Source organism: Kiritimatiellales bacterium (genome assembly GCA_041656295.1).
GTDB lineage: Bacteria > Verrucomicrobiota > Kiritimatiellia > Kiritimatiellales > Tichowtungiaceae > Tichowtungia.
Window position 1 is genome coordinate 151,544 of the sequence record JBBADV010000005.1, and the last position, 24,488, is coordinate 176,031.

Annotated in this window: 27 protein-coding genes, 1 tRNA gene, 1 pseudogene and 1 riboswitch; of the genes and pseudogenes, 9 read left to right on the forward strand and 20 right to left on the reverse strand. The window is 49.2% G+C overall.

Annotation, left to right across the window (positions count from 1 at the left end):
- Positions 1–5 precede the first annotated feature (5 nt).
- From WC959_04970 to WC959_05000, 7 genes are all read right to left on the reverse strand, one after another.
- Complete coding sequence (locus WC959_04970) at positions 6–644, reverse strand: 50S ribosomal protein L25 (protein MFA5688480.1); 639 nt, start codon at positions 642–644, stop codon at positions 6–8.
- Positions 645–656: 12 nt separating this feature from the next.
- Positions 657–1,586, reverse strand: a complete 930-nt coding sequence (locus WC959_04975; GenBank protein MFA5688481.1) for a ribose-phosphate pyrophosphokinase — start codon at positions 1,584–1,586, stop codon at positions 657–659.
- Positions 1,587–1,617: 31 nt separating this feature from the next.
- Positions 1,618–1,688: transfer RNA gene (locus WC959_04980), tRNA-Gln, on the reverse strand.
- A gap of 179 nt (positions 1,689–1,867) precedes the next feature.
- Positions 1,868–3,601 (reverse strand): hypothetical protein, encoded by a 1,734-nt coding sequence (locus WC959_04985; GenBank protein ID MFA5688482.1) that lies wholly within the window; start codon positions 3,599–3,601, stop codon positions 1,868–1,870.
- Between the two features lies 1 nt (position 3,602).
- Entirely contained in the window at positions 3,603–5,765 is a 2,163-nt protein-coding gene (locus WC959_04990; GenBank protein MFA5688483.1) for a TonB-dependent receptor, read from the reverse strand.
- Between the two features lie 53 nt (positions 5,766–5,818).
- Entirely contained in the window at positions 5,819–6,601 is a 783-nt protein-coding gene (locus WC959_04995) for a hypothetical protein (protein MFA5688484.1), read from the reverse strand.
- A 175-nt stretch (positions 6,602–6,776) separates the two neighbouring features.
- A riboswitch (adenosylcobalamin-variant (AdoCbl-variant) riboswitch) is annotated at positions 6,777–6,908 on the reverse strand.
- Between the two features lie 193 nt (positions 6,909–7,101).
- On the reverse strand, positions 7,102–7,254 hold the full coding sequence (locus WC959_05000) for a hypothetical protein (GenBank protein ID MFA5688485.1): 153 nt from the start codon (positions 7,252–7,254) through the stop codon (positions 7,102–7,104).
- Positions 7,255–7,605: 351 nt separating this feature from the next.
- On the opposite strand from WC959_05000, the gene WC959_05005 reads away from it, so the two are divergent.
- From WC959_05005 to WC959_05025, 5 genes are all read left to right on the forward strand, one after another.
- Positions 7,606–9,213 (forward strand): tetratricopeptide repeat protein, encoded by a 1,608-nt coding sequence (locus WC959_05005; protein ID MFA5688486.1) that lies wholly within the window; start codon positions 7,606–7,608, stop codon positions 9,211–9,213.
- A 78-nt stretch (positions 9,214–9,291) separates the two neighbouring features.
- Complete coding sequence (locus tag WC959_05010) at positions 9,292–9,918, forward strand: MotA/TolQ/ExbB proton channel family protein (GenBank protein ID MFA5688487.1); 627 nt, start codon at positions 9,292–9,294, stop codon at positions 9,916–9,918.
- Positions 9,908–10,354, forward strand: a complete 447-nt coding sequence (locus tag WC959_05015; GenBank protein MFA5688488.1) for a biopolymer transporter ExbD — start codon at positions 9,908–9,910, stop codon at positions 10,352–10,354. The genes WC959_05010 and WC959_05015 overlap by 11 nt, the downstream gene beginning before the upstream one ends.
- Positions 10,351–10,698 (forward strand): hypothetical protein, encoded by a 348-nt coding sequence (locus WC959_05020; protein MFA5688489.1) that lies wholly within the window; start codon positions 10,351–10,353, stop codon positions 10,696–10,698. The genes WC959_05015 and WC959_05020 overlap by 4 nt, the downstream gene beginning before the upstream one ends.
- Complete coding sequence (locus WC959_05025) at positions 10,695–10,928, forward strand: hypothetical protein (GenBank protein ID MFA5688490.1); 234 nt, start codon at positions 10,695–10,697, stop codon at positions 10,926–10,928. The genes WC959_05020 and WC959_05025 overlap by 4 nt, the downstream gene beginning before the upstream one ends.
- Positions 10,929–10,933: 5 nt before the next feature.
- Here the strand turns inward: WC959_05025 and WC959_05030 are convergent, their stop codons facing one another.
- From WC959_05030 to WC959_05040, 3 genes are read right to left on the reverse strand one after another with little or no spacing between them, the layout of a single operon-like run.
- Entirely contained in the window at positions 10,934–11,353 is a 420-nt protein-coding gene (locus tag WC959_05030; GenBank protein ID MFA5688491.1) for a putative toxin-antitoxin system toxin component, PIN family, read from the reverse strand.
- Positions 11,353–11,604, reverse strand: a complete 252-nt coding sequence (locus tag WC959_05035) for a ribbon-helix-helix domain-containing protein (GenBank protein MFA5688492.1) — start codon at positions 11,602–11,604, stop codon at positions 11,353–11,355. The genes WC959_05030 and WC959_05035 overlap by 1 nt, the downstream gene beginning before the upstream one ends.
- Before the next feature lie 48 nt (positions 11,605–11,652).
- Entirely contained in the window at positions 11,653–12,624 is a 972-nt protein-coding gene (locus WC959_05040) for a KpsF/GutQ family sugar-phosphate isomerase (protein ID MFA5688493.1), read from the reverse strand.
- A gap of 186 nt (positions 12,625–12,810) precedes the next feature.
- Here WC959_05040 and WC959_05045 point away from each other — a divergent pair, with 186 nt between their 5' ends.
- From WC959_05045 to tatA, 3 genes are read left to right on the forward strand one after another with little or no spacing between them, the layout of a single operon-like run.
- Positions 12,811–13,122: a hypothetical protein gene (locus tag WC959_05045; GenBank protein ID MFA5688494.1), complete on the forward strand. Its 312-nt coding sequence runs from the start codon at positions 12,811–12,813 to the stop codon at positions 13,120–13,122.
- Positions 13,119–13,940: a twin-arginine translocase subunit TatC gene (gene tatC, locus WC959_05050; GenBank protein MFA5688495.1), complete on the forward strand. Its 822-nt coding sequence runs from the start codon at positions 13,119–13,121 to the stop codon at positions 13,938–13,940. Before WC959_05045 ends, tatC begins: the two co-directional genes overlap by 4 nt.
- A gap of 2 nt (positions 13,941–13,942) precedes the next feature.
- The gene (gene tatA / locus WC959_05055; GenBank protein ID MFA5688496.1) at positions 13,943–14,170 is read left to right on the forward strand and encodes a twin-arginine translocase TatA/TatE family subunit; all 228 of its coding nucleotides are present in this window, start codon (positions 13,943–13,945) and stop codon (positions 14,168–14,170) included.
- 90 nt (positions 14,171–14,260) lie between these two features.
- On the opposite strand, the pseudogene WC959_05060 reads toward tatA, so the two are convergent.
- Positions 14,261–14,883: pseudogene (locus WC959_05060) on the reverse strand (integrase core domain-containing protein).
- Positions 14,871–15,098, reverse strand: coding sequence for a hypothetical protein (locus WC959_05065; GenBank protein ID MFA5688497.1), 228 nt, complete (start codon positions 15,096–15,098; stop codon positions 14,871–14,873). Before WC959_05065 ends, WC959_05060 begins: the two are co-directional and overlap by 13 nt.
- 97 nt (positions 15,099–15,195) lie before the next feature.
- On the opposite strand from WC959_05065, the gene WC959_05070 reads away from it, so the two are divergent.
- On the forward strand, positions 15,196–15,357 hold the full coding sequence (locus WC959_05070) for a hypothetical protein (protein ID MFA5688498.1): 162 nt from the start codon (positions 15,196–15,198) through the stop codon (positions 15,355–15,357).
- 123 nt (positions 15,358–15,480) lie between these two features.
- On the opposite strand, the gene WC959_05075 is transcribed toward WC959_05070, so the two are convergent.
- The 8 genes from WC959_05075 to WC959_05110 form a co-directional block, all read right to left on the reverse strand.
- Positions 15,481–16,125, reverse strand: coding sequence for an SGNH/GDSL hydrolase family protein (locus tag WC959_05075; GenBank protein ID MFA5688499.1), 645 nt, complete (start codon positions 16,123–16,125; stop codon positions 15,481–15,483).
- Positions 16,126–16,153: 28 nt separating this feature from the next.
- Entirely contained in the window at positions 16,154–16,774 is a 621-nt protein-coding gene (locus tag WC959_05080; protein ID MFA5688500.1) for a hypothetical protein, read from the reverse strand.
- A 105-nt stretch (positions 16,775–16,879) separates the two neighbouring features.
- On the reverse strand, positions 16,880–18,838 hold the full coding sequence (locus WC959_05085; protein MFA5688501.1) for a hypothetical protein: 1,959 nt from the start codon (positions 18,836–18,838) through the stop codon (positions 16,880–16,882).
- Between the two features lie 78 nt (positions 18,839–18,916).
- Positions 18,917–20,029 carry a uroporphyrinogen decarboxylase family protein gene (locus WC959_05090; protein MFA5688502.1) on the reverse strand — a complete coding sequence of 371 codons (1,113 nt, stop codon included), beginning with the start codon at positions 20,027–20,029 and terminating at the stop codon, positions 18,917–18,919.
- 40 nt (positions 20,030–20,069) lie between these two features.
- Positions 20,070–21,212: a uroporphyrinogen decarboxylase family protein gene (locus WC959_05095; protein ID MFA5688503.1), complete on the reverse strand. Its 1,143-nt coding sequence runs from the start codon at positions 21,210–21,212 to the stop codon at positions 20,070–20,072.
- A 32-nt stretch (positions 21,213–21,244) separates the two neighbouring features.
- Positions 21,245–22,969, reverse strand: a complete 1,725-nt coding sequence (locus WC959_05100; protein MFA5688504.1) for a right-handed parallel beta-helix repeat-containing protein — start codon at positions 22,967–22,969, stop codon at positions 21,245–21,247.
- A gap of 14 nt (positions 22,970–22,983) precedes the next feature.
- Entirely contained in the window at positions 22,984–24,036 is a 1,053-nt protein-coding gene (locus WC959_05105) for an aldo/keto reductase (GenBank protein ID MFA5688505.1), read from the reverse strand.
- Between the two features lie 34 nt (positions 24,037–24,070).
- Positions 24,071–24,487: an RbsD/FucU family protein gene (locus tag WC959_05110; GenBank protein MFA5688506.1), complete on the reverse strand. Its 417-nt coding sequence runs from the start codon at positions 24,485–24,487 to the stop codon at positions 24,071–24,073.
- Between the last annotated feature and the right edge of the window lies 1 nt (position 24,488).

Sequence of the window (24,488 nt, forward strand, 5' to 3'; positions counted from 1 at the left end):
CGCAGTTACTCTTCGTCTTTTTTCTCGCGGATCACTTCCGGCTCAGCAGCGTCGTCAGCAGCCTTGTCTTCACTGACGGTTTCCTCCTCAGCCCTCGGGACATAAACGGTTGCAACTGCCGTTTTTCCAGCTTCCAGAATCTTATATTTATCACTTTTCGGAATATCCTCTACTGTGAGAATTTCCTCCAGCTTAATCGCGGAAACATCCACTTTTACCTGCTCGGGAATATCCGCCGGAAAACATTCAATCTCAATTTCATGCAGCAGCTGTTCGAGAATACCGCCCAGCTTGGCACCTTCTGCTTCGCCGACAAGCTCAATCAATACGCTGACGCGCAGTTTTTTATCCATTGCTACTTCCTGCATATCAACATGTTTAACACCGCCGGACAGTGCATTACGCTGAATCTCTTTCAGTAAAACCGACTCTTCTTTCTGCCCGTCGATCTGAATCGGAATCATCACCTGCTCACTGGCATGACGATGAAGCATCTGTTCAAACTCGTGCTTGGGCAGAGAAACGGCGCGGACTTCACGACCTTTGCTGTAGATTACGCCCGGGATCCAGCCTTCACGGCGCAAGCGGCGGGAAGCGGCGGAACCTTTCCGGTCTCTGCTTTTCACTGCAATTTTTGTGCTCATATTTTTGTCTCCTCAATTTATCCTGAAAAGTGATGTGATCGAATGATTTTTATGAATGCGGTTAATGGCGTCTGCCAGCAGTTCCGCTACGGAAAGAATCTTAATTTTCGCACCGGTGTCGCACCGCGGCGGGATACTGTTGGTCGTCACTATTTCATCAATCGGTGAATCATTCAGGCGTTCAACTCCCTTGCAGTTCAACAGTGAATGCGTCACCGCCGCCCGGATTGATTTTGCACCGGATTCTTTCAGCAGATTAGCTGCGGCCGTCAGCGTTCCTGCGGTCGACGTCATATCATCCACCAGCAGCGTATTACAACCGGCGACATCACCAACGAGGTGCGTGGCTGTTACACACTCCGCATTTCTGCGTTCTTTGCCAACCACTGCCACACCGGCATTCAGCAGATCGGCGTAAGCTGAGGCCATTTTCATGCCGCCGGTATCCGGCGCAACCACCACCAGATTATCCAGATTCTGTTCGCGCAAATATTTCACCATGACCGGTGCTGCATATAAATGGTCCACCGGAATATCAAAAAAACCCTGGATCTGCTGCGCGTGCAAATCCATTGTTAAAACACGGTTTGCACCGGCGGCGGTGAGCAGATTGGCAACAAGTTTTGCAGTAATCGGAACGCGCGGCTGATCTTTGCGATCCTGGCGCGCATAGCCGTAAAACGGCAGAACCGCCGTAATGCGCGTAGCAGAAGCCCGCTTCGCCGCATCAATCATAATCAGCAGTTCCATCAGGTTTTCATTCGGCGGATAAGACGTCGGTTGAACAATAAACACATCATCGCCGCGCACGTTTTCGACGATCTTCACGAAAATCTCGCCGTCCGGAAAACGGCTGATCTGAACATCACACAGACTTTTTCCTGCTTTTTCGGCAATCTGTACGGCCAGTTCCGGATGAGCAGTTCCTGCCAGAATTCTCACGTTTCATTTTCCTTATATAAGCGCTGACTTTTTGCCCGACTAGGACTTGAACCTAGACGCCAAGAATCAAAATCTTGTGTGCTACCATTACACTATCGGGCAGTGATCTCCAAATAAAAACACTTCTCCCTTTTTAGAGAAGCGTGAAACCCTAGAAAGAAGCCCCTCTGTTGTCAAATTCAAAGCGGGAAAATATCGAACGTGCACTTAAAAGTCGCAAGTCAGTGAACCTTTTCTTCGCCCCTGATTTTAGATTTTCAGATCTGCGGCATGCTGGCTTTTCATTCCCAAAACAATAACCGGAAGAAACCGGCAGCGGAATCCGCCGGAACCTGAACCGTCAGTTCCGTGCAATCGCCGGAATTCACAGTGGAAATAATTTCCGGTGCGGCATTGTGCCAGCTGTCGGGATTTAATAAACCGCCGCAATGTTGCAATTCAACCCGTCCGAGCGCACGCCGGTGTATACGGTACCGGAACTGAAATACCGGCTCGCCGTAAACATTTGCTGCCGGCATCATTGTAAATTCTGAAAAATCGGAACTGCTGTTCGGATTCGTGCCGTTCATAAATTCCTGAAAATTGCTGACGCCGTCGCCGTCGGAATCCAGGCGCATATCCGTTGGAATTCCATTAGTTGCGCACCACTGTACAAACGTCAGCGGCGCATTTGAGGCACCGGCGGCGACAATTTTAAAATCAACAAATACTTCCGCTGCCGGCGCGTACGTTTCATCACCGGATTGTGTTGCGCGCAGACGCACACTGCCGGTTTCATTGCCAATCGTTAAAACAAGCGTATTTGTATCCACCATTACACTCACCGGTCCGGAATAGACTTCAACATCAACCGGCAGCCCGCTATTGGCCGTCGTTTGTAACTGCAAGTTTCCACCGCCGGAAATCTGATTAGGCACCGGCGCAAAATAAATATGCTGCACTTTTTCGGCGACGGTGAATGAACGAATGACCGGCGACGCCGGTGCAAACATTTCATCGCCCGGTTGATCCGCTTGCACCATAATGATTCCAGCACCGGTAAACGTCAGCGCATTATTCGTTACAACTGCCGGTCCGCTGCGGATGGAATATTTTACCGGTAATCCGCTATCCGAAGCTGCATTTAATGTAATTGATTCAGTTGAAAGTTTATAATTCGGAATCTCTGGGAAATGGATTGTCTGCAATGTCCCATTTAACGGCATTTGATGCAATACACCGATAGCATCCAGGTCAAATCCAGGACTTCCCAGTGTGGGATATGGATCATAAATAACAGTACCAGCTGTATCCTTAGCAGACCCATCGCCGACGATATCAATCAATTTGACATAACCTACATTGTTTAAATCAAGATAAGGAAAATTATCCGCTAGCGATTGCGCATATTCATGCGTAAAAAATGCCGGTTTACTGATGATCACACCGTCTTTAATCGTAATGGCATCATAGGCTTCCTGCAATTCACTTAAATCAAACGGATGCCCATAGCCTTGGCAATATTTAGATGCCAGCCCGTAAATATTCCGTGTATCCAGTGATCCATAATTCGGAATCGGATTCGGTGTCGCGGAATAATTAGGAAACCGGCAAAAATGAATACCGTCAGAAGAAACTTCAACCCAGGCTAATTCCAGCCAATCGTTTCCGTCGCTGAAAGAAGTAAATCCGTTTTCAAATACCGCAAAATCGAACCCTTCGCCGTTAATAATCGGCTGAGAAAAGGTTAATGTGATTTGCCCTGCGTCGCCGATGCAAACAATATCATACGCATCTCCAAAAGCTTTTCCTAATGCTTTTTCCGGCGTTTTCCACATATCAGCACAGCCTGTTCCGGCAATAAAATTTGTATATCCATCCGCCCAGCCGATAAACCGGGAATCATCTTTATGAATCGCCGTACTGCCGGGCTGGCCGGCGCGCGGGGGAAACGGCATCATTTCCCACGGAGCACGCGGCGCGGCAGAAATGGAAATAGCTGCTATCATTGTAATGAATAATGTTATTATTTTCATCTCAGAACTCCAAACTTGCTCCACCATAAAACGCTCTGCCTGTTCCGGGATAATAACCGCCGAGATATGCCGATGATGCATAAATTTTATCAAACAGGTTATCCACTTTAAAAAACAGCTTGAGATTTTTTGTCACCTTAATGTCGGCACGAAGTCCAACCAGATCATACTGCCAAATGGATGATTTTATATTCTCATTATCAAAATCGCCGCCGGCATACTGCTTTGTGAACCACTGATATATTCCGCTGAGGCGTACCTTCGGATGCGGTTCAGCCCACAACGATACAAAACCGTGAATTTCCGGCACTAATGGGATTTTTTTGCCGCGTGGAACCTCCTTTCCGTTATACTCTCCATCGATAAACCGCGCCCGAACCAGTTCTGTCATGCACATTACGCCATAATTCTCTTTTTCGTAACGGAACATTAAATCCGCGCCCAGCCGCTCCGTTTCACCGATATTCGCATTCTGAAAGTCCCATCTTCCTGCATCGGCATTGTAGGTTTGCGTATAAGCGATTTCGTCATCCATCATCAGATAAAAGAACGTTGCAGATGCTTCCCAGTTATCTTTACGACATTTAACACCCAGCTCGAAATTATTACCGGTTTCAGGATCAAGATCGCTGTTAAACGGCGGCATCATTGGATATCCCTGAAAAGACATCATCTCATCCAGCACCGGATAACGGTAAACAGTATTATAACGTCCCCACACACTGAAAGAATCGGTTACGCGCCAGGTCAGTGAAAGTTCTGCCGCCAAACCGTGCTTAACCACACTGTCATCAAATGATTCCCCTTCAACCAGTTCCGGATCTGGAGAATAATTAGGATTTGGAATAAACGGCGGCGCACCGGGAATATGCGCCCATGGATTCGGAATATACGGATCGCCGTCTGGCATTTTATGCTTCAGGTTTTTCCCTTTGGTATACGCCACTTCATAACGGGCTCCGGCGCCAAATGTGAACAGATCCATCCATGTTTTTTTTGCCATTATGTACGGACCGGCAGTAATACGATAAAGCTCTGCATGACTGGTAAATTTATTTCGAACAACAGTGTCGCCCGTGGCACCTTCATGATCCAATTCATCATATCGCAAATCAACACCGGCAATTATTGAATTGCTTTCGGTGCCGAATTCAATTCTTGGCGTTAGCGAAGCACCACGATGATCCGATTCGGAAGACATTGCGCTCATCTGGATATCGTAGGAGCGCCAGTTAAACCCGCCGTTAACAAAAAAACCGCCCCAATCCGTTTTACCTTCCCATATCGCAGAAAAACGTCCGTTATCAGTTTTTCCATCTTCATTACCATCGCTATACGAATGAGTTGGGTTGTTTTTGATTTCGCTGTAAATTAATAAGTTAGGAAGTTTATAATAGCTTTCACCGCCGGACGCCCGGAATGTTAGCGTCTGGTTTTCATTTAAATATCCACCAATATATCCGTTAATATTTTTTGCCCATGATTCGGAATTTTCACGGAACCCGTCGTCACGCTGAATCATTACACCGGCGCCGCAATAAACATTCCCGATACTGGCAGAACCGCTTGCAGAATATTCCTCAAAGCCGAAACTGCCGGCAGTTGCTTTCAGTTGTGCACCGGGATCTCCGCCTTTACGGGTTTTGATATCCACCACACCGGAAAGCGCATGATTACCGTATAACACACTCTGTCCGCCGCGGTGGACTTCGATGGACTCAATATTATAAAGGCCAAGCTGCTGCCAATCCAGCGTTCCCATGTCCGCGCGATTCATCACCTGCCCGTCAACCAGCACCAGCACGCGCAAGCCGCTGTTTTCACCGAAGCCGCGCATCGCCAGTTCACCGGTATTTGCTTTACCGGTGGATGAGCGGAATTGAATGTTTGCCTGTGTGGTTAACAGCTCCGGCACACTGGCAGCATGCGACTGTTTAATCTGTTCACGGGAAATTCGTATTATATCCGCCGGAACAGTTAATATATCCCCGCGATCCGTCATTCTGGACTGATTGGCACTCACGCGGATCACCGGAATCTCTTTGTTTTTCAGCTCATTTTTTTCTTCGGCTTCTTCTTCCGCAAAAAGAAAGTTCATCGTCAGCAGAACCCCTGATAAAATACGGAGAAACAGCCGGCGCGATTTGACGATCGGGGTCTTCACACGAAAACACACCGGCGATCCGGAAACCGGATCGCCGAATTTGAAAAAGCAAATTAAACGTTTGCAAACATGCGACGATAGCCGGCAACGCCCAGCGCGCCACACAGAATCAACAATACGCTGACCGGCTCAGGAACAACCTGATAAATACCTTCCGCATCATTGAAAAAAAGCTGACCGTTACGATTTACAACCCGGGATATCCGCGAATCACTTGATGCAATAATCGATGAATCAGTACCATCGTAAGACACTAATACTGAATCGCCGCCCCAGCTGGTCAATGAGACAACAAGATTTCCATCCGCATCAACATCCATGCCGGTTGCACCGGCATACCCATAGCTGACCGCATCAAAATATAAATAGCTGGCCAGATCATCCATGACGGTGCCTGCAACCGCTGCGGAAACATCTGCAGCAGAAAACTTGTAAACCTCTGAACCGACTCCTGAACCGTAGTATAAATTGCCGGCGGCATCAAATGCTACAGGACCGGATGCGCCCGCAAATTCTTCGCTGATAGCTACCGCTGCGCCTAGGTTGCCGCCAATGCCTACGGGACAATAATATAATGTTGTCCCTGAATAAGATGAATTACCGGCAGAAAAATAAATACCGTTACCGTAGCCGGCAAATGCGTATGAATATTCATAATTTAAAACTTCAGAAGAAGCTCCGCCACCCGCAGTATCATATTTATAAAGCGGATAGTCAGTGAAGGTGCTGGCGTTAAAATAAATGTAATTTCCCACACTTAAAATAGACGCACCCACCCAGGCAGCCCCGTTATACACCGAAGAGTGACTGTCGTTTTTATAAACATTCATATCCATGCCCCAGCTGGCATCACCCGTCAGCACATAGAGATCACCGGATGAACTCCAGGTAAAACTGCTGATCGATTCTGCTGCGTTATTCAAATTAAAAATCGAAACAACATCACCGGACATAACGGCTGCAAATGAAAAGCCGCAACTGCAGATAACTGCTAGCGCGGCACCAATATACTTCTTCATGATACCCTTTCTGCCTCTCATGCGGAGGCGTTTGGTTTACGGCAGAAACGGCGGTATTCCGGCTTTAACGGCTGCGCGACAGCGGCTGATTTTCACAGCGCTTTCCCGACACAATCCTGCATCTGAGGCGCATAGATAATTCAATCCTGTGCGTGATGCAAGAAATAGTTCAGAGTTTTTCGATGCGACGCAACTGCTTATAGACCGGAGCTTAATCAGATACTCCGCCAGATGCTGATTGATAAACTCGCTACCGTTGTCCGAGTCCGCCCAGGCAGCGGGAACGGCTGCTTTTCCCATATCCTTTATCTGCGCCATCACCGCCAGTGCAGTCTGGCTCCAAACAGCCCCGCCGCATCATTCACTCGCAGATCAAAGCTGTTTTTTGCACTCCTCTCCCTCAGGGTTCCGTGCCGCCGTTCATAATGCAGCAGCCAGAGCGCGGTCGCCTGCTTCAGGCGTCTTAACACAGCTGATCCGTGACCATCCACAGCGCCGTCAACGCCGTCAAGAACTCCGGCAAAGAATACACTGAGCTTTTTCTATATCGCCGGAGCGGTTCTGTTAAGCCGCTTGCTGGCATATTTACATTCATAGTTGCACACCGCACAGACTTCATCCATCAGGCGGGGCCGGTTTATAGCGTCGGCACTGAATGTTCAGATACTGCGCTTGAGTCGGTGTCTTTTTTTATGTGTCAACTCACTGTTCAGGGTTCAGAGTCATTGCAACGTGTCACTCGCCACAAATGGGAATTAAGTTCACCACAAAACCGGAAAAAAGCTGGAAAATATAAACGGAAAAGAACATGGTGCGGCGCAATGGATTTCCGGCGGTTACTTCTGTTTGGGGCGGCGTTTATCGCAGTATCTGTGCTGTTTGCACAGGATGCAGAACAGCCGGCGCTGCACAAAGCTGCGCTGGATCTGACTCAAAAGGCGGATGCCCTGCTCGCCGGCAGGCAGTTTGCAGAAGCGGAACAGGCATTTCAGGCGGTTCTGGATGTGGCCGGCGAGCCGAAGCTGCAGGCGCATGCGCTGGCCGGCAAAGGCTGGAGTCTTTGGGAACAGCAGCGCTTTGAAGAAGCGGCGATGGCATTCGAAAACGCCGCCGAAAAATCTGAACCGCGTGCAACAGCACTGGTGAAAGCAGGGGATGCGCGGCTCGCAGCAAAACAATTCCGGCAGGCGATAGAAAACTATAAACGCGCGGCGGAAACGCACGAACATACAGAACTGGCGGCGCGCGCGCTGTACCAAAGCGGCGTAGCCAATCTGTTTGCAGAACAGATCGACGCCGCGCGCAAGGATTTTGCACAGACTGAAATATCTTTTCCCGGCAGCGAGTTTGCCATTCGGGCGGCGTTTCAACTGGCGGAAATATTAAAGCGGAATCAGCAGTGGACGGCAGCGGCGGAAGAATACCGGCGGATCGCTGCGCAGTATCCGGAACCGGCGGCGCAGTCCGCTGCAACGCATCAGCAGGGGCTGATTTTCTACCGCACCGGAAAATGGGAAGACGCGCAGCAGACGTTTGACGAGGTGTACAATCGCTGGCCGGAATCGGACGAAGCGGTGCAGGCATATTATATGCGCGGTTTCTGCCGGTATCTGCAGGGCGATATGGATGAGGCGGTGAAAATCTGTCAGCGTTTTATTGAAACATATCCCGACTCCGCCTGGAATCCGGAGGTGGTTTTCTGGCTTGGCGAGCATTATTACAACCGCGGTGATTATGAAAAAGCGGAACAGCAGTTTCTGGAAATTGCCGAACGGTTTCCGGAGCATGATCTTGCCGACGAAGCGCTGTTCTGGAGCGGCAGCGCACTGATGCACCGCCGGCATTTCCTGGATGCATTTAATATGTATGGAAGGCTGGTGCGCACCGCGCCGGCAAGTCCGCTGATACAAAATACGCGCTTTGCACAGGGTGAAGCGTTAACGGCGCTCGGTGAATTTGCGCGTGCAATTCTGGCGTATGAAGAAGCGGTGCGGATATCGCCGGACAGCGAAATGGCTGTTCGTGCGCGCGGCCGGCGCGCCGATTGTCTTTACACCCTCGCCGCGGCCGATCCAGCCCGGTATGCGGAAGCGATCACCGCCTATCAGTCGCTTGCAAAACGCCCGGCGCTGCCGCTTGCGCTGCAACTTCAAACACTTTATAAAATTGCGCGAAGTGAAGAAAAATCCGGCCAAAACGAACGCGCTCTGGAATATTATCTCACAGCAGTAAATTCCGGCGCAGTGCAAACCGAGCCCATGCCGGCGGATGCGGCCTTCTGGTTTGCGCGGGCAGCCTTTTGCGCTGCCGGGCAGCCGCCGCCGGATGAAGCGGTAAAAATTTATCAGCAGGTAACGGCCGCCGGCGTGCCGGCGCAAGAGGAGGCACAGCGTCAGCTTGAAGAGCGGAAGGCCGGAAAATTGGAATAATAAACGGAAGGAACAGCGGAATACTCTGGAGTTCAGCGTTTCAGCGTTCTACACATTCAAGGTTTAAAAGGAGTTTGTATGAGTGAATGGATCAACAGCGGCGGCGCAGTGATGTGGCTCATTCTGGCCGGCGGACTGATAGCACTGATTATTTTTCTGGAACGCCTGTTTCATCTGCATCGCGCGCAGATCAAAACGGCGGATTTTCTCAACGGAATTTACACCAATGTCCGGCACGGCAACATCATTGAAGCCATCAGTATTTGCGACCAGACACCCGGACCGGCCGCGCACCTCGTGCGCACCGCCCTGCTCCACCGCGACGAACCGAAAGAGGAGCTCCTGAACGCGGTACAGCAGGCGGGGATTCACGAAATCCCGCGCCTCGAACGCCATATGAATATGCTCATTTCGCTGGCGCAGATTCTGCCGCTGCTCGGACTGCTCGGCACGGTGCTCGGACTGCTCACCCTGCTCGTCGCGCTGCAGGCCGGCTCGCCGCTGGCTGAAATCGGCGATTTATCCGCCGGACTCCGGAGCGCGCTGCTCACCACCGCCGGCGGGCTCATCACCGGCATTCCGGCATACGCCGGATATCATTTTCTTGTCGGCCGCGTTGAATCCATCGCGCTCGATATGGAACAGACGGCGAACGACATCATTTACTTTCTGAAACACGACCGCGGAGCAGTCCATGAAGCGTAGCGAATGCGAAGCCGTGCTTTATCTGCACCGCACGTTCCGGCCGCGCCGGCGAACCGGCCGCGGATTTCTGACCGGCACCGTTTTTCTTGATGCCGCGTTGCTCACCGTCGCGTTTCTGCTCGCAACTTCGCCGTTCGTGCTGAAACCCGGCATTGAGCTCGAGCTGCCGGATGCAGCGTCTGTCGGCGGCATCCGTTACAACGACACCGTACTCAGCATTTCAAGCGCAGGACTCTTCTTCTTCAACGACGAGCTCGTCGCGCCGGACAATCTTGAAGCTGTGCTCACCGCCGCCGTGCAAAACAGTGCCGGTGCGGCGTTAATTCTTGAGGCCGATCGCGCCGTACCGCAATCCACTGCCGCCGCTGTGTACGATGCGGCCGCCCGCGCCGGATTCAAACGCATATTGATTGCCACTCAAAACACTGCCCGATGAACCCTCAGCAAACAGCAGGACAGACTGGCACATCTGCTCCGCGCCGTGTGCCGGTCGCATGGATCGCCGCCGGAATTCTGGCCGCAGGCTGGTTTGTATTCTGGCTGACGGCATTCACACCGGAACTGCCGGAAACGCCGGTGCCGGAAATGTACCCGCACCTCGCCTTTAAAAATTCCGGCGATGAAATAATCCGCGAACTGCTCCGCCCCGATGTGTTTGCGCTGCCGTTCCGCAAAGGCTACAGCGATTCATTTCCGCCGCGGCGCGTCGATCTGCGCCTCACCCTCGAACATCCCCGGTCGCCGGAATGTTATCTGCCGTTATCACAGGAGCACGAATGATCCGCATCGATCCGCTTATTCTGATCACGTTCCCGCTCGCCGGCGCGCTGTTTTTTCTGCTGTTCGCCGCCGTGTTCTACGACATCGTTGTTTTCCGGCAGCGTAAAAGAAATAAAAGTAAAATTATTTATCACTGCACACACTGCGGATATATCTACACGGAGATCCGCCGGATTCCCCTCGCCCGCTGCCCCGAATGCGAGACCCGGAATCCGCCGTTTAAAAATTAAGTTTTTTAGATTTTTTCAATTTTCTTTAGAAATTGTGCCGGCGTAACAATCTGAATTTTTTCCCATTGTTTTATTTGTAATAAATGCGCGTCACCGGAAACAATAAAATGTGCATCTGCTTCTAAGGCACACTCCAGAATACGGTCATCATCCGGGTCTGAACAAACACCGGAAATTGTCCGGCGCGGGGTCACAACGTGAAAAAGATCATGTAATTCCCTTACAATAAGAAATGCCTGCTCTGCGCTTAATCCGAATTTTTTACGCAAAAGAACATCACGGACCTCATCCATGACCGGCAGCGAGGTAAAACATACAACGCTTCCATCCATGACAGGATTGAAAATGCGGGCGGGAATTCCTCCGAACAGAATTGCAGAAATAATCACATTTGAATCCAGCACGATGCGTACCGGGGCGGACATCAGACACTCGTCCTGCGTTTAGCCTGGCGATGGGTTGAAATTTCTTTGGACACATCAGCCGGAGTTAATCCTTTTGCCGCAGCAATGCTCCGCCCCATTGCAAAAATATCCTGCCAGCGCTGCTTGCGTTGCACATACGCGCGTGCGGCTTCGCGCAGTAATTCCGACCGTGACCGTGATTCGCGCCGGGCTTCGGTATCAATTTCGGCAAGCAGTTTATCTTCAAATGAAATATTAACGGTTACATTCATGATGCTGCTTTATATACAAATCTTGTATATAAGTCAATCCGGCAAATCCTACAAAATTTTCAGCTTCGGCAGATCCTGAATATCGACAGCGCCGACGACGCGGTTGGCTTCATCAACCACAATCAGGTCGTCAATATTTTTGTCTTCGAAGATTTTCAGAATATTAATCGCCAGCTGACCGGCGTGCAGAGAGACCGGATTGCGTGTCATTACGGCATCAATTTCCGTGCCGGTAATATCCGGCGTGTTGAGCATGTGCCGGCGCAAATCGCTGTCGGTGAAAATTCCAATCAGCTTTTCATCCGCATCCACCACAGCAACGCAGCCGGCGCGCGCGCCGGTCATCGCCAGCATGGCGTCCTTCACGGTTGCACCGGATGTGACCATCGCGAGCCGGTCGCCGGTGCGCATGACATCCGCAACTTTCAGCAGCAGCGTGCGGCCGATTGCGCCGCCGGGGTGCAGCTTGGCATAATCCTCTTTTTTAAAGCCGCGCGATTCGAGCAGGACAATGGCCAGAGCGTCGCCCAGGGCAAGCGTCACCGTTGTGCTGGCGGTCGGCGCCATGCCGAACGGACACGCTTCGCAATCGACTTTTACCGTCAGAACCAGATCGCTCTGCATGCCGAGCGGGCTCGCTGGATCGCCGGTGAGAGCAATAATTTTTACGCTGCGCCGTTTGAGCGCCGGCAGCAGTGCAATCAGTTCATCGGATGCACCGCTGTAGCTCAACGCCAGAATCACATCGTTGTCACCGACAATCCCGAAATCGCCGTGCATGGCTTCGATGGGATGCAGCAGTACCGCCGGCGTGCCGGTGCTCGTCAGCGTTGCCGCGATTTTCTGTCCAATGTGAAAATTTTTGCCGACGCCCGTCACCACCGTTTTGCCGCCGGCGTTCAGCGCTGCCAGAATCCACTCCACCGCCGTATCAAACCGCCCGTCAATCTGATCGCGGACTTTCCGCATTCCGGCAATTTCAATATCCATGACTTCGCGTGCACGTTTCTGTAGATCCATAGTGTCTCCAAATAAAACATGTATTGTAAAACGGATTCTATAAAATTAAAACGTCAAAAACCGGTTGACGTGTCAATTTCATTGCAGCTGTTTTTTGCTCTGATTTTACTGCTTGCTTCGCTGTTCTGTGCGCAATATTTTATCAAAAAAGTTTCCCAATAACCGGCAAGACGCTATGCTCCTGAGATGATTTTATCTGTTACAGCATTCATAGGCCCCGGCGGCGGTGAGCTGATTCTTATCATGCTCGTACTGATTATGCTGTTCGGTGCAAAAGACGCCCCGCGCATTCTGCGAAGCATTTATGCGATGCTGGACAAAATGCAGCGCGCCGCCGCCGATTTCCGGTATAAAATCATGTACGGCGATCTGCTTCATCAGAATTATGATCCGCCGGAAACAGAAGAGCCGTATGATGTGGAAGCGGATTGCGGCCCGGAGGAAACCGACAACGTACCGGACGATAACGACCCAACGAAAGGCAATTCTTCGGCATGAAAAACCCGTTCAAAAAACTGAAAGAACGGATGACACTCGAAGATCGCGAACAGCCGTTTCTGGAACATCTCGAGGCATTCCGTAAGATGCTCGTCCGGTGCGTAATAACGGTTGCCGTCTGCACCGCAGTTTGCATACCGTTTGTCAAACCGGTGATCCGCTGGCTGCAGGCGCCGATTATTAAAACTGCGGCGGCGCGCAATTATGATTATGAACTGATCACTACCACGCCGGTGGAAGGATTCCTGCAGGTGGTAAAAGTGATTTTTGCCACCGGAATTTTAATCAGCCTGCCGCTGCTGATCTTTTTCATTGCGCAGTTTGTATTGCCGGGACTTAAGCCGAACGAACGAAAACTGCTGACGTACGGCGGGATTTTCGGTGGTATTCTGTTCGCCGCCGGCGTTGCCATGTGCTATTCTATGTCGTTGCCGGTGGCCGTCGGCATCATGTTTTATTTCAACGATTATCTCGGTACCGTTGCGAACTGGAAAATTGATAAATATCTCGGATTTGTGCTGCAGCTCCTGATCGGCTTCGGGCTCGCATTTGAACTGCCGCTCATTCTGCTGCTCGCCGGACGCATGGGGCTTGTTACTGTCGAACAGCTTACGAAATACCGGCGACACGTAATCGTTGGAATTCTGGTAGTGGCTATGGTCCTTACCCCGCCGGATGTTATTACGCAGTTGCAAATGGCAATTCCGTTGTACATTTTATACGAATGCTGTATTTTAATTCTGCGTCTGATGACACGGCGTAAGCGGGTCAATGAAAACGAATCCGCTGAGATCAAAGAGAAAGGAACTGAAGAATGAACATGATCGCACTGATCCCCGGCATGTCCGGCGTTCCGGAAATACTGCTGATTGTTTTTGTCATCCTCCTGCTTTTCGGCAGCAAAAAACTGCCGGAACTCGCCCGGTCACTCGGCAAAAGTCTGAATGAATTTAAACGCGGACAAAATGAGCCGGATAAAAAAATTGAAAAAAAAGCTGAACTGGCCGACGAAGAGCATTCTGAAACACTAAACAAAGACCAGAATTAAGGTTTTTCATTGATTGCGGCGCGATTGGATTTCGACCGTAGATAACACGGATATAACCGGATTTTTTGGATAGGGACGAGGCATTAGGTATTAGATGTTTAGTCCCACAGTGTAGTGGAACAGATCAAACTTAAAGCGATCTGGATCAGAAGTCCAGATGTTGCAGAGATATTCGTATGGCGTAAGACCGCGTAATGCTTTGGGCCGTTTGGCGAAATTATAGGCCATCAAAAAGGTCTGTACATGTTCTTTCAGCTGATCATGAGTTCCGTAGTGATAACGCTTTTTCAACGTCCGGTTCATTCGCTCAACCTGTCTGTTGGTCCAGGGATGTTTGGGTTGGGTCAGCCAGTGATCTACATTGTTTCGGGCGCAAGCCGGCTCAAAGGCATGTGCGCGAAAAAGACTTCCGGAATTTATCGCCTGCTTGATATCCAATGTCGCAGACCGTCGGTTCCCCGGCGAGGTAAACCGGGTTCCGTTATCCGTCAATACAGTGTGGATAGTATAAGGAACGGCCTGGATGAGCTCTTGTGACCGGGGTTGCCCAGGCCCCATGGGGCTCTTGTCGTTGTGCGCTGTCGCCGTTTCGCTGCAGTTTTCGGGTTAATACCGTGCCTCCGCGCCAGACCATTCAGGCTCTCTTGACGATGTTGTATCGTTCGACGCATCGCCTCAGTCGTACGGGCGCATCCGTGTACTATCTGTCCCATAATTCATCCATCCAGAGCTGGTTATACATCACTCCACTACACTGGGGAACTAAACAGCGAGTGGTCCACTCGCCGGAATCCTGTTTCACCATTGTATCGGAAAGTTCCAGTCCGTCGTTCAGCACTCCGGCACCGGCGCTGGCGAATATCAGCAGCGAATTTGTGCCGTCAATCTTAATTCCGCCAGTGAGTGTGCTGCCGATTTCGAGATACACTTCATTCGCCGCGTCCGTCGTTAAATTAACAGTATATTGTCCGCCGGAAATTGCACCGCCAGCCAGATTTTAAACGGTTGCCTGTATGTTCACATAAATGCCGGTGCTGTTGGTGCCGGAAATCGTGCCGGAATTGACCACCGTGCCGCCGCAGGTAAAAAACACGCCGGAATTACACCGTCGGAAAGATTCACTCGTCTATGCTATCAAGGGCGAAGAAACAGCATACAAACTTTATACTGATCTCGCTGCGCCGTAAATGAATCCGCACTGCAGAAAATGTTCCTCGCCCTCCGCCACCGAAGAAGCCAAACACAAACTCTGCTTCGAAACCATCTACGAAACCGACTTCATGTTGGGAAACTGATTTTGCGTCTATAACTTACAGAGACAATGCATTGTAAACGGCTTCTGCGATCAGCAAATGCCCTGCAGAGTTCGGATGTATCGGCTCGGAACTGAACACTTCAAGTTTATGATATTTTAACTGCTTTTGGAACAGTTCGTGAGTTTTGACTAACCGGGTTTGATACTTCCGGCTTAACTGATGAACCGTGTCGATATACGCCGGAAGAGCCCGTAATATACGCGCACGAAACGAGTCCGATGTTTTGTCACGGCTCATATAAAACGGGTCGATTAACAGAATGTTACAGTCCGGCAGACGTTTTTTTGTTTGGGAAAGTATCTGATCGTAAATATTCCCGAACTGTTCCACCGGCATGCTGATGCGCCCCTCAAATGTATGGTGCAGATCATTTATGCCGATGGCGATGGACAGCCAGTCCGGTGCAATTTCGAGTACATCGTCGTGCCACCGGTCGCGCAAATCGCCGACATTGTTTCCGCTGATTCCGTGATTGGCTACGGTTATTTTTTTCTGCGGCTCACGAACGGTGAGCATGTCGGCAAAAATGCGGACATAACCGCAACCTAACGGCGCATGGAGTTTTTCACGGTGAAGACAATCCGTAATACTGTCGCCTATAAACAGGATTGTTTCACCGTTTTTAATTTTTACCGGCATAGCTTACCTGATAATCAAGACTTAAGTTTTACGGGAGCACCTGCACGCTGAATGCAAGATCGCCGCTGATGACAGATCGATACGCAAACGGAGCACCGTCTTCAGCACGCCAGTTTCTGCCTTTTGGATAATCGCTCTTTGCGGCGGCACAGAAAACCTGTTCCTGCTTGTATACGTTGGAACGGTCAAATGCCAAGGTAACTGTATAATACCGGTTTGCTTTCAACGGCACTTTTTCAAGGTTAAATGTCACCCAGGCTTTAGCGATGGAACTGTCCGGAGTAAGGTATGTCCCCGACTGAGTCGAAATAATTTTTCCGATGGTAGACTCGTCGCGGCTTTCATAAATTCTAACCGTGAACGGAGCACGGGCGGCACCGCCCTGCAGATTTCCATATGACTGGAAACTGAACGCAACCATTACAGTATCAGCAGACACCAAAAATGACTGTCCAACGTCACGCCGGCCGTTGTTATCATTGGCACGCCATTGCAATCCGTTTATATCTTCAGGCACCGGAGCAAAATCAGTCAGAACATTTTTCGACGGTTTATCTGCACTGTAAGTGACGGTGACTTCTGCAGATGCATAAATTCCAAACAACGCAACGGATGCCAGTATGATACAGCAGTTTTTTCTCTTAAGCATTTTCCACTCCTCTCTTTAATTGTTCCTGAATGACTGTACGATAACATAATATTTCATAAAAAACGTAAACCACTCTATCGCTCAATTAATTGATATTTGCGCTCATCAGTTGGCTTGATTAACTGAACCGTCATCCGCAGCATCTCTGTTTGAAACTTTTAGTTTTTTGAACAGTTTTGCCATGTCCCGGAGTCCACCCCAAATAAACCAGATCAGTGTAATTATCGTCAGACCGGTTAAACTTAATATGATAACGTGCCAGGCATCCGCCCAGAATTTATCTGAGAACTTGTACCATTTATTTATCAGTGTCGCGACGATCAGCAAAATCGACCAGAAAATTGTGTAGCCGGCAACCCCGGACGCAACAATTTTATCTTTTAATGAATATTCTTTATCCACGCCCAGCAATCTCCACCGGAATGATTGTTTTTCAACGATCGGAACATGTTCTCCGGCAGCGGCATATTTCCCACGGTGAAGAAGCCAGTTCATATCAAACGGTTTTTTGCAGGTTAGCAGCGAAACCGTGATGTATAACGTCATACAGATCAGTGCGGTGAAAAATGCCACCTGCATGCCGTTAACCGGACAGCCCGGACGCCAGGCCGCCAGAAACGGAATGTTCTGCCACCAGGTTAAAATGATCAGTCCGATAATTGCACATAAAAACCCGGTGATCATCGATGTCCATGCTCCGGCCGCCGTCCCGCGGCTCCAGTAAAGGCCGCCGATAATAACTGATCCGGCTCCACCGATGAAAATCGCTCCGGTAAGCTGCATATACATGAAAATATACTGCCGCAACGGGAAGAAGAGGCTGAAAAAGAATACGATAACAGCCGTTCCAACTGCTGCCCAGCGCAGCCACCGGATGTGCTGTTCCGGCGTCAGCTTTTTCTTTTTAAAAGGCAGCACAACATCCTGAATAAAAATACTGCCCCATGAATGCAAATATGTATCGTCGGTTGAAACCGCCAGTGCAATTGCCAGCGCGGTAAACAGGCCGACCATTCCAACCGGCAGAAACTGTACAATCGTTACCGGTGTGAGGATTTGTTTCTGTGTTTGAGGATCAGCGATTGAGCTCATGACCTGCTGAACGGCCGAGGCCTCCTTCGCATACAATCCATGATGCAGTACGGTAAATGCAATCACCGGCGGAATTGCCATTAACAACGGATTTAATGTACTTCGCCATGCGCCGAGAATTCCCGCCATCTTGGCTTCGTGCGGATTTTCCGCCGAAGAAAAATATCCTTGCGACCCCTGCCACGCCATGAATCCGTAAATCCGGTTGAAGCCCATCATTAAAAAGAAATAGACTGAAAAATCTCTCAGCTCAGATTGTTTATACGGATTAATCAACGATTGGTTTTCCGGCGCTGACTGCACCGCCTCCATAATGACATCCCAATTAAAGTGCGTTAATAAAAACACCGCCATGACCACCATAACCACCAGCGCAAACTGTCCTTGAAAAAAGTCTGTTACCATCAGCGCAATCTGTCCGCCGGCGAGTGTCAGATAAAGCGCCAGCGACAGCATTATCAGCATGACAACGGGAAACATGGGACACACCATCCCGGCAAACGTAAAACTTTCTGGCAGTCCGCAGAAACTGATAAGCAGCCGGGCCGTGACGCCGGGAAAAATTCCATAGTTTATTATGCCGGAGAACCAGCAAAGTATTCCGGCAAACACCCGGAAACTGCGGCTGTAGCGCATTTCAAAAAACTGCGCCATAGTCAATGCCCGCGTTTCTCTGAAGCGATATCGGATAAAACCGGAAAGCGATATGAACAATGTGGTCGGCAGCATTAAGTGATACCACCAGATTCCGGTAAATCCGGACTTATGATATTGCTCATAATTCGCAATTAATGCCGCAGCGCTGAACCCGGACATTTCCTGTGCGGTCATCATCAAATAACGTCCCGCACAGCGCCCGGCGGAAAGATAGTCGGCAACTCCTTTTACAAAACGCTGCGTATATTTTCCGATCAAAACCGTCACTGCAATTACGGCGCCGACGATCACCCAGTCCAGCCAATACATATTCATCCTGTTTTCTCCCTTTTAAAAACAATATTCCGGCGTGTACGAAACCCTTAAAATTGCGAACCATACAGTATGACCGGACTACCACTCCATTGTTTCCAATGCGTCATATAAATTCATTACATCATCATACGGAATATCAGACAGCGCATCGGTTGAAACCATCAGCCAGAAAGGCGTCGTCAAAAGTTTTAGATAAATCTGCCGCCGGACAATCGACTGTATTTCTGATTTACTTTTTCCGACCCACAGACAGGCGTTCAACCGACCGATAATCGTAAAGTCCTGCCCGCATGTATCCCTGATTAATTTATAAGGCGTATCGCCAAGCGGCGGCGGCGTCACAGAATCAATGCCGTCCATTCCGGTTTCAGGAAAACAATCCGCCAGATCTTTAAGCAGACCGCACATGTGAACAATCAGCCGGACATTTTTTTCATGAGCAATCCGGGCATATTCCCGTATATGCGGCAGGGTAAGCTTGCGATAGTACGCCGGAGAAATTGCGGTCGACGACGTATTCTCTGCACAGTACATCCATGACGCGTTTTTAAAAAGAGACAGCCCCAGCCGCAACCTGTCTTTAAAGCGTTCATGCATGGCGGTTATCAGCCGTTCCATTCTTTCCGGCTCATCCGCCAGAAAACAGTAAAAATTTTCCATTCCCATATCGAACTGCAACAACTGCTGCACCGGCGACCAGTTCACATCAAAATTGACTTGTTCCGCGGTGTTTCTTTCGAACCACACCGGATTTGCCTGAAACGCCATGTTTTCATAAAGAAACGTCCAGACATCGACATCATCAATCGTTTTAACCGGGTATTCTGTAAAATGACTGTTATGCAATCTGCCCGTGACCTGCCCCCGCGGAGTGTTCCACGTTAATACATCGTATTGGCCATCCTCTGTTTCAGTATAATCCGCCTGATTATAAACTGTATTATAAAATGCCGGCGGAATATCTTTCTGACGGCGTATCATGGTGCGAAATGCAGTTGAGTTTAGCACCTTGCGACCATCTTTTATTACAAACCGATCTTCGGTCGGGGGCAGCTGATTGCCAATCGTTCGCTCAAGATGCCAGATCAATCCGTTGGCAGGTTTACCATCCTGAACACCTTTGATTCTGAAAAAAAACGGATCCACCTTTTTTTTCGCTGCAGATTTTTCAATTTCAGGTTTTGCCGGCATTTTACACGTCCCTTATTAAACAGTTATAATAAAATCAATATTACCGTTGTCCGTAGAGTTGAATGCATTTTTGATAATGATCAATATTTTGAAGCGATGTCCTGCCCGACATTCCGCTGCTTTTAAAAAAATATCCCGGCTCGTCTTTTACCAGCGCCGCCGTTTTTTTAACCATTGATTCAATTTCTTCCGGTGTTCCATTGCTGACAACCGAGGCACGCAACCCTCCTGTAATAATTTTTCCGGTAAATACTTTTATTACCGCTTCTAAATCGGAATGACCGTCGATGCCGATTCCGTCGAATCCAACGGTGACAAGGTCATCCAGAACCGGAACCACGTTGCCGTCGCAAACAAACAATGATTTTTTTCCGGCGTCACGCAACGCATGCGTCAGCTCGCTATACCGGTCATAAATAAATTCGCGGTACCAGCCGGGATTAAACATCGGACCGTTTGCGTTGCATAAATCGTCGTGACAGCCGATCAACGGAAGATCCGGCACCTGAGCCATTGCCAATACATCCCGTTTGGTCAGTTCAAAAAACTGATCCAGAATTTCTGCGAACCGTTCAGGGTCGGACATGGCGGCCAGCATGAAATTTTCCCAGCCGAAAATTTCCACCGGCCACATGAACAGCGTATGATAATACCAGCCGATGAATAAACCGCTGTCGCCCAGCAAATCCTGCTTCTGTTTATAATAGCGCCGGAAAAAATCCTTCCGCTCATCAAACGAAAACGTGTCGTGTTCCAATGGATTAAATTCCAGTACATCCTCCGGCGAATCGAAACAATACTTTTTCATTGCCAGCGTCGGCGACAAACCCCAGAACGACGCAGAGCATTGCATCTGCAGGTTGTCATACATCGAACGATACGGTTTATCCGCCGGATTTTTATAAACGTTTAAATAAGGAAGCGTATCGCTGTTTTCAATATACTCGGCATCATTGTAATAGCGAACCAGCGGAAAGTTCCATTCCGCCGTCCTGTTGGGAATAAAATGCATCATATCGATGTCATAATATTTCAACAGGTCGAGCATGGTCCGTTCCGGATCTTTCCAGATGTCATATGACACAATTTTTTGAGCCAGCAGTATATTGTCCGGAGAATCATATTGTGGAATACGATCGCTCATTCTGCCGTTAATTGCATCCAATGCTCTTTGTCTGCTCATCGCTTTATCCGTAAATCTGTGAGCGTTAAACGTTATTGAACCACAATATTATTCGTGACTGTAACGGATTCAGAAAACTGCACCGTAACAGGCCCGCCGGAACTTACGCCATACAACCGGCCGGCATCCGGAACGGTTTTCAGATTAACCCGCCGGATTGTGTTGCCTTCAACCAAAACATCTTTTGCGGCAGCGATGTGAATTCCGTCCAACGGGTATCCTTCAATTGTATTCCCAATAATCTGTAAATTACGATTCCCCGGATAATACGGCGTATCTTTACCTAACGGTTTATTCTCTGCAAAAATTGATATTGCACCTAGAGTGTAGCTTTTCTCCGTCAGTACTCTGGCGCCCATGCCCGTATCTTTAATGATATTATTTCTGATGATTACATTTTCAACCCAGCCGGCTTCTTTCCAGAATCCGAGAGAATGTCCGGCACTGATTCCGGCATCTTTGATGCGCTCAAACCGGTTGCTTTCAACCAGACCGTTTCCGGTCATTAAACGCAATCCTCTGCCCCGGTGGTCATGGAACCAGCAGTTGCGGATGATATAATCCGGCGCACTGATGGCGAAAACTTCAAAATACAGTCCATCCGCCGGAAATTTCACATCACGATCAAACCGGACTCGATAAAATGTCGCTTTTTCATCACTCTTGGTCGGCCAGATTTCCTTGATTCTTTTCATCCAGGAAGCATCCGGCATCGCAACTTTAGACATTTCTTTGATTTCCGCGGTTGCAACCAGACGATAATCCGGTTCCGCCAGAAAGCGCACTTCATCACCCGGGCGAAGTATTTCATTAAACGAATCAATAAAAGGCCGCATGGTGAGACAGGCGCGGGAATTTTCCCATTTCATCACCGGCAGCGCAACACCGTGCAAATTCACAGAATCATCGCCCATATAGGCGAATTCGCTGTCTTCTAATATCGGTCCTGCCCGCGTATACGCAACATTAAACCCGTCTGCACAGGTAGAAAAAAGTCGCTCTTCCGTTGCACCTGCCGGCAGCGGTCCGGGAATAACCCGCACCCGTTTATACGTCCCGGCATTTTCTGCAAACCGTATGATAATTGCCGCGCCGGGACCGGCATGGATTGTGAAATTTTCTAATGTTATATCTTTGCACCCGTCCATAATGTTCACCGTGTGCGAAGACCGCAGATTAAATACCACCCGGTCGCCGACTTCCAGAAAAGCAAACTCCGCGGGAATCGCCTGCAAATAAATCCGGCCGGTACGTGCGCTCAGACTTTCAACACGTTTAATATAATATTCCGGCGCACCCTCTTTCCAGCGAGGCTGATCGGCGGCAAACAGATGGAACCGTTTAACAAGATAATCTTTCGTTAAATCCGGATACCCGTCATGCACGGTAAAATCTGCGGTGTACGCCGCGGCATCAATCGACGTGATTGTGCCCTGCGTAAACGGCAACGGATCATAATCAATCGTCAAACCGTCAATCGTTACGTTCGTACAGGCTTCCAGACGAAGCGCCTGTTTCCGCGGCTCCGTGGCAATAAAAATAACACCGGCCGCATTGATTTTAACATCCTGAAGTTTTTTAAAGCTGAATCCGCCGGCAGGCAGTTTGTACGTACCGGGCGCGATTGTTATTTCCGCCGGTGTTCCCGCGGGAAGAGACGTTAATGTTTTTACCGGATCATCTGTCTCGATACAGTATATCCGGACTGACAGTGAAATAAGAACCGCAATATATTTTGCCTGCTGAATCATCTTCATTTGGTTGCTCCTTTTTAAACCGTTCTGTCTTCTGAAACGCTTTCGTAATAATCGAAACCGGCGCCCAGTTTATTTAATAAATCCTGCGTACACCGGTTCAGTTCATGAATTACATCCGTACTCAACGGAGCAGATGTGACCGCATTAATATTGGCATTCAGTTCGTTTACACTTCTGGCACCGACCAGCGCACAGGTAATATCCGGATTCGCCGCAACCCATTTGATTGCCAGTTCCGGCATGCTTAACCCGGTTTCTTTCATCACCGCACGGATGCCGTCCAATGCCGCACCCAGCTCGACTTCAGCTCCGGGTTCTCCATGCCGGCACTCTTTTGTTCGCGCACTGTTAAAATGCCGGGTCCGCCGCTGCCACACCGGAATATCATCAATTGAAGGATAAATATCGGCCAGGATTCCCTGCAGCAGGGTCATATAGCCGATAACGCCGATTTTTTTACTCTTCAGAAAATCCAGTGTGTTAATTTCAATGCCTCTGGTCAGCAGACTGTACGGCAGTTCGTTAACACAAACCTGATCCAGAAAATCGGCAATTTCTTCCATGCGCGGAATCGCATAATTACTGACTCCGATCTCCCGGATTTTTCCGGAATTTTTTAAATCAATCAGCGTTTCAAAAGCTTTCCGCGTGTCTGGACATATTTTTTCATCCGTAAAATGAGCGATGGCTTTCGGTGTAATCGGCCAATGAACCATATAGATGTCAATATAGTCCGTACCCAGCCGGCGCAATGAGTCATCCAGATGTTTTTTCAAATTCTCAGGTTCTGTATTCGACGGAGATATTTTTGTACCGATAATGATTTTATCCCGCGGCAGCCCTTTTATCGCCTCTCCCAATGACTGTTCACTGCGGCCCTGATTATACGCTTCGGCGGTATCAAAATAATTGATGCCGCACTCAACCGCATGTCGCACAACATCATTCACATCGTTCTGGTTCTGGTCGCCCCAGTATTCTCCGCCTCCGAAAGCCCAGCAGCCCATTCCTAAAACAGATAATTCAATCTCTGAGTTACCACATTTCCTTTTATCAATATTTTTCATTTACAGTTCCGGTTGATAAAAATTTTTAATTCATTCAGGCATTCACACCGATGGTGAGAAGAATATTGGCGAAGCGTCTGGTTTCGCCGGTGCAGATCACTAAACATGTGGATGCCGACAATACGTCCTGATAAAAATCAAACCGTTGTTTGGAAATAAAAGCGGTGTCCTTATTCAATATATTTTTAAACTCACGGTGGATTTCCTGCTCTTCCGCATCCGGCGGAATCATGATGAGCGCAGATTCAATTGGAATTGCATCTTTGATCACAGTTAATACGTCGCATACATTCAACATGCCGGGCGAAAAATTTAAATAAACCCGCGTTGCTGTTTCCGGCGCGCCGGTGGAAAAAGGATAATTGCCGTCTGCAATCAGCAGCCGGCCGCCATGACCGGCCCGCGCGAGCGCATCAAGAATTTCCGGATGAATCAGTTTTCCGTACAGCATG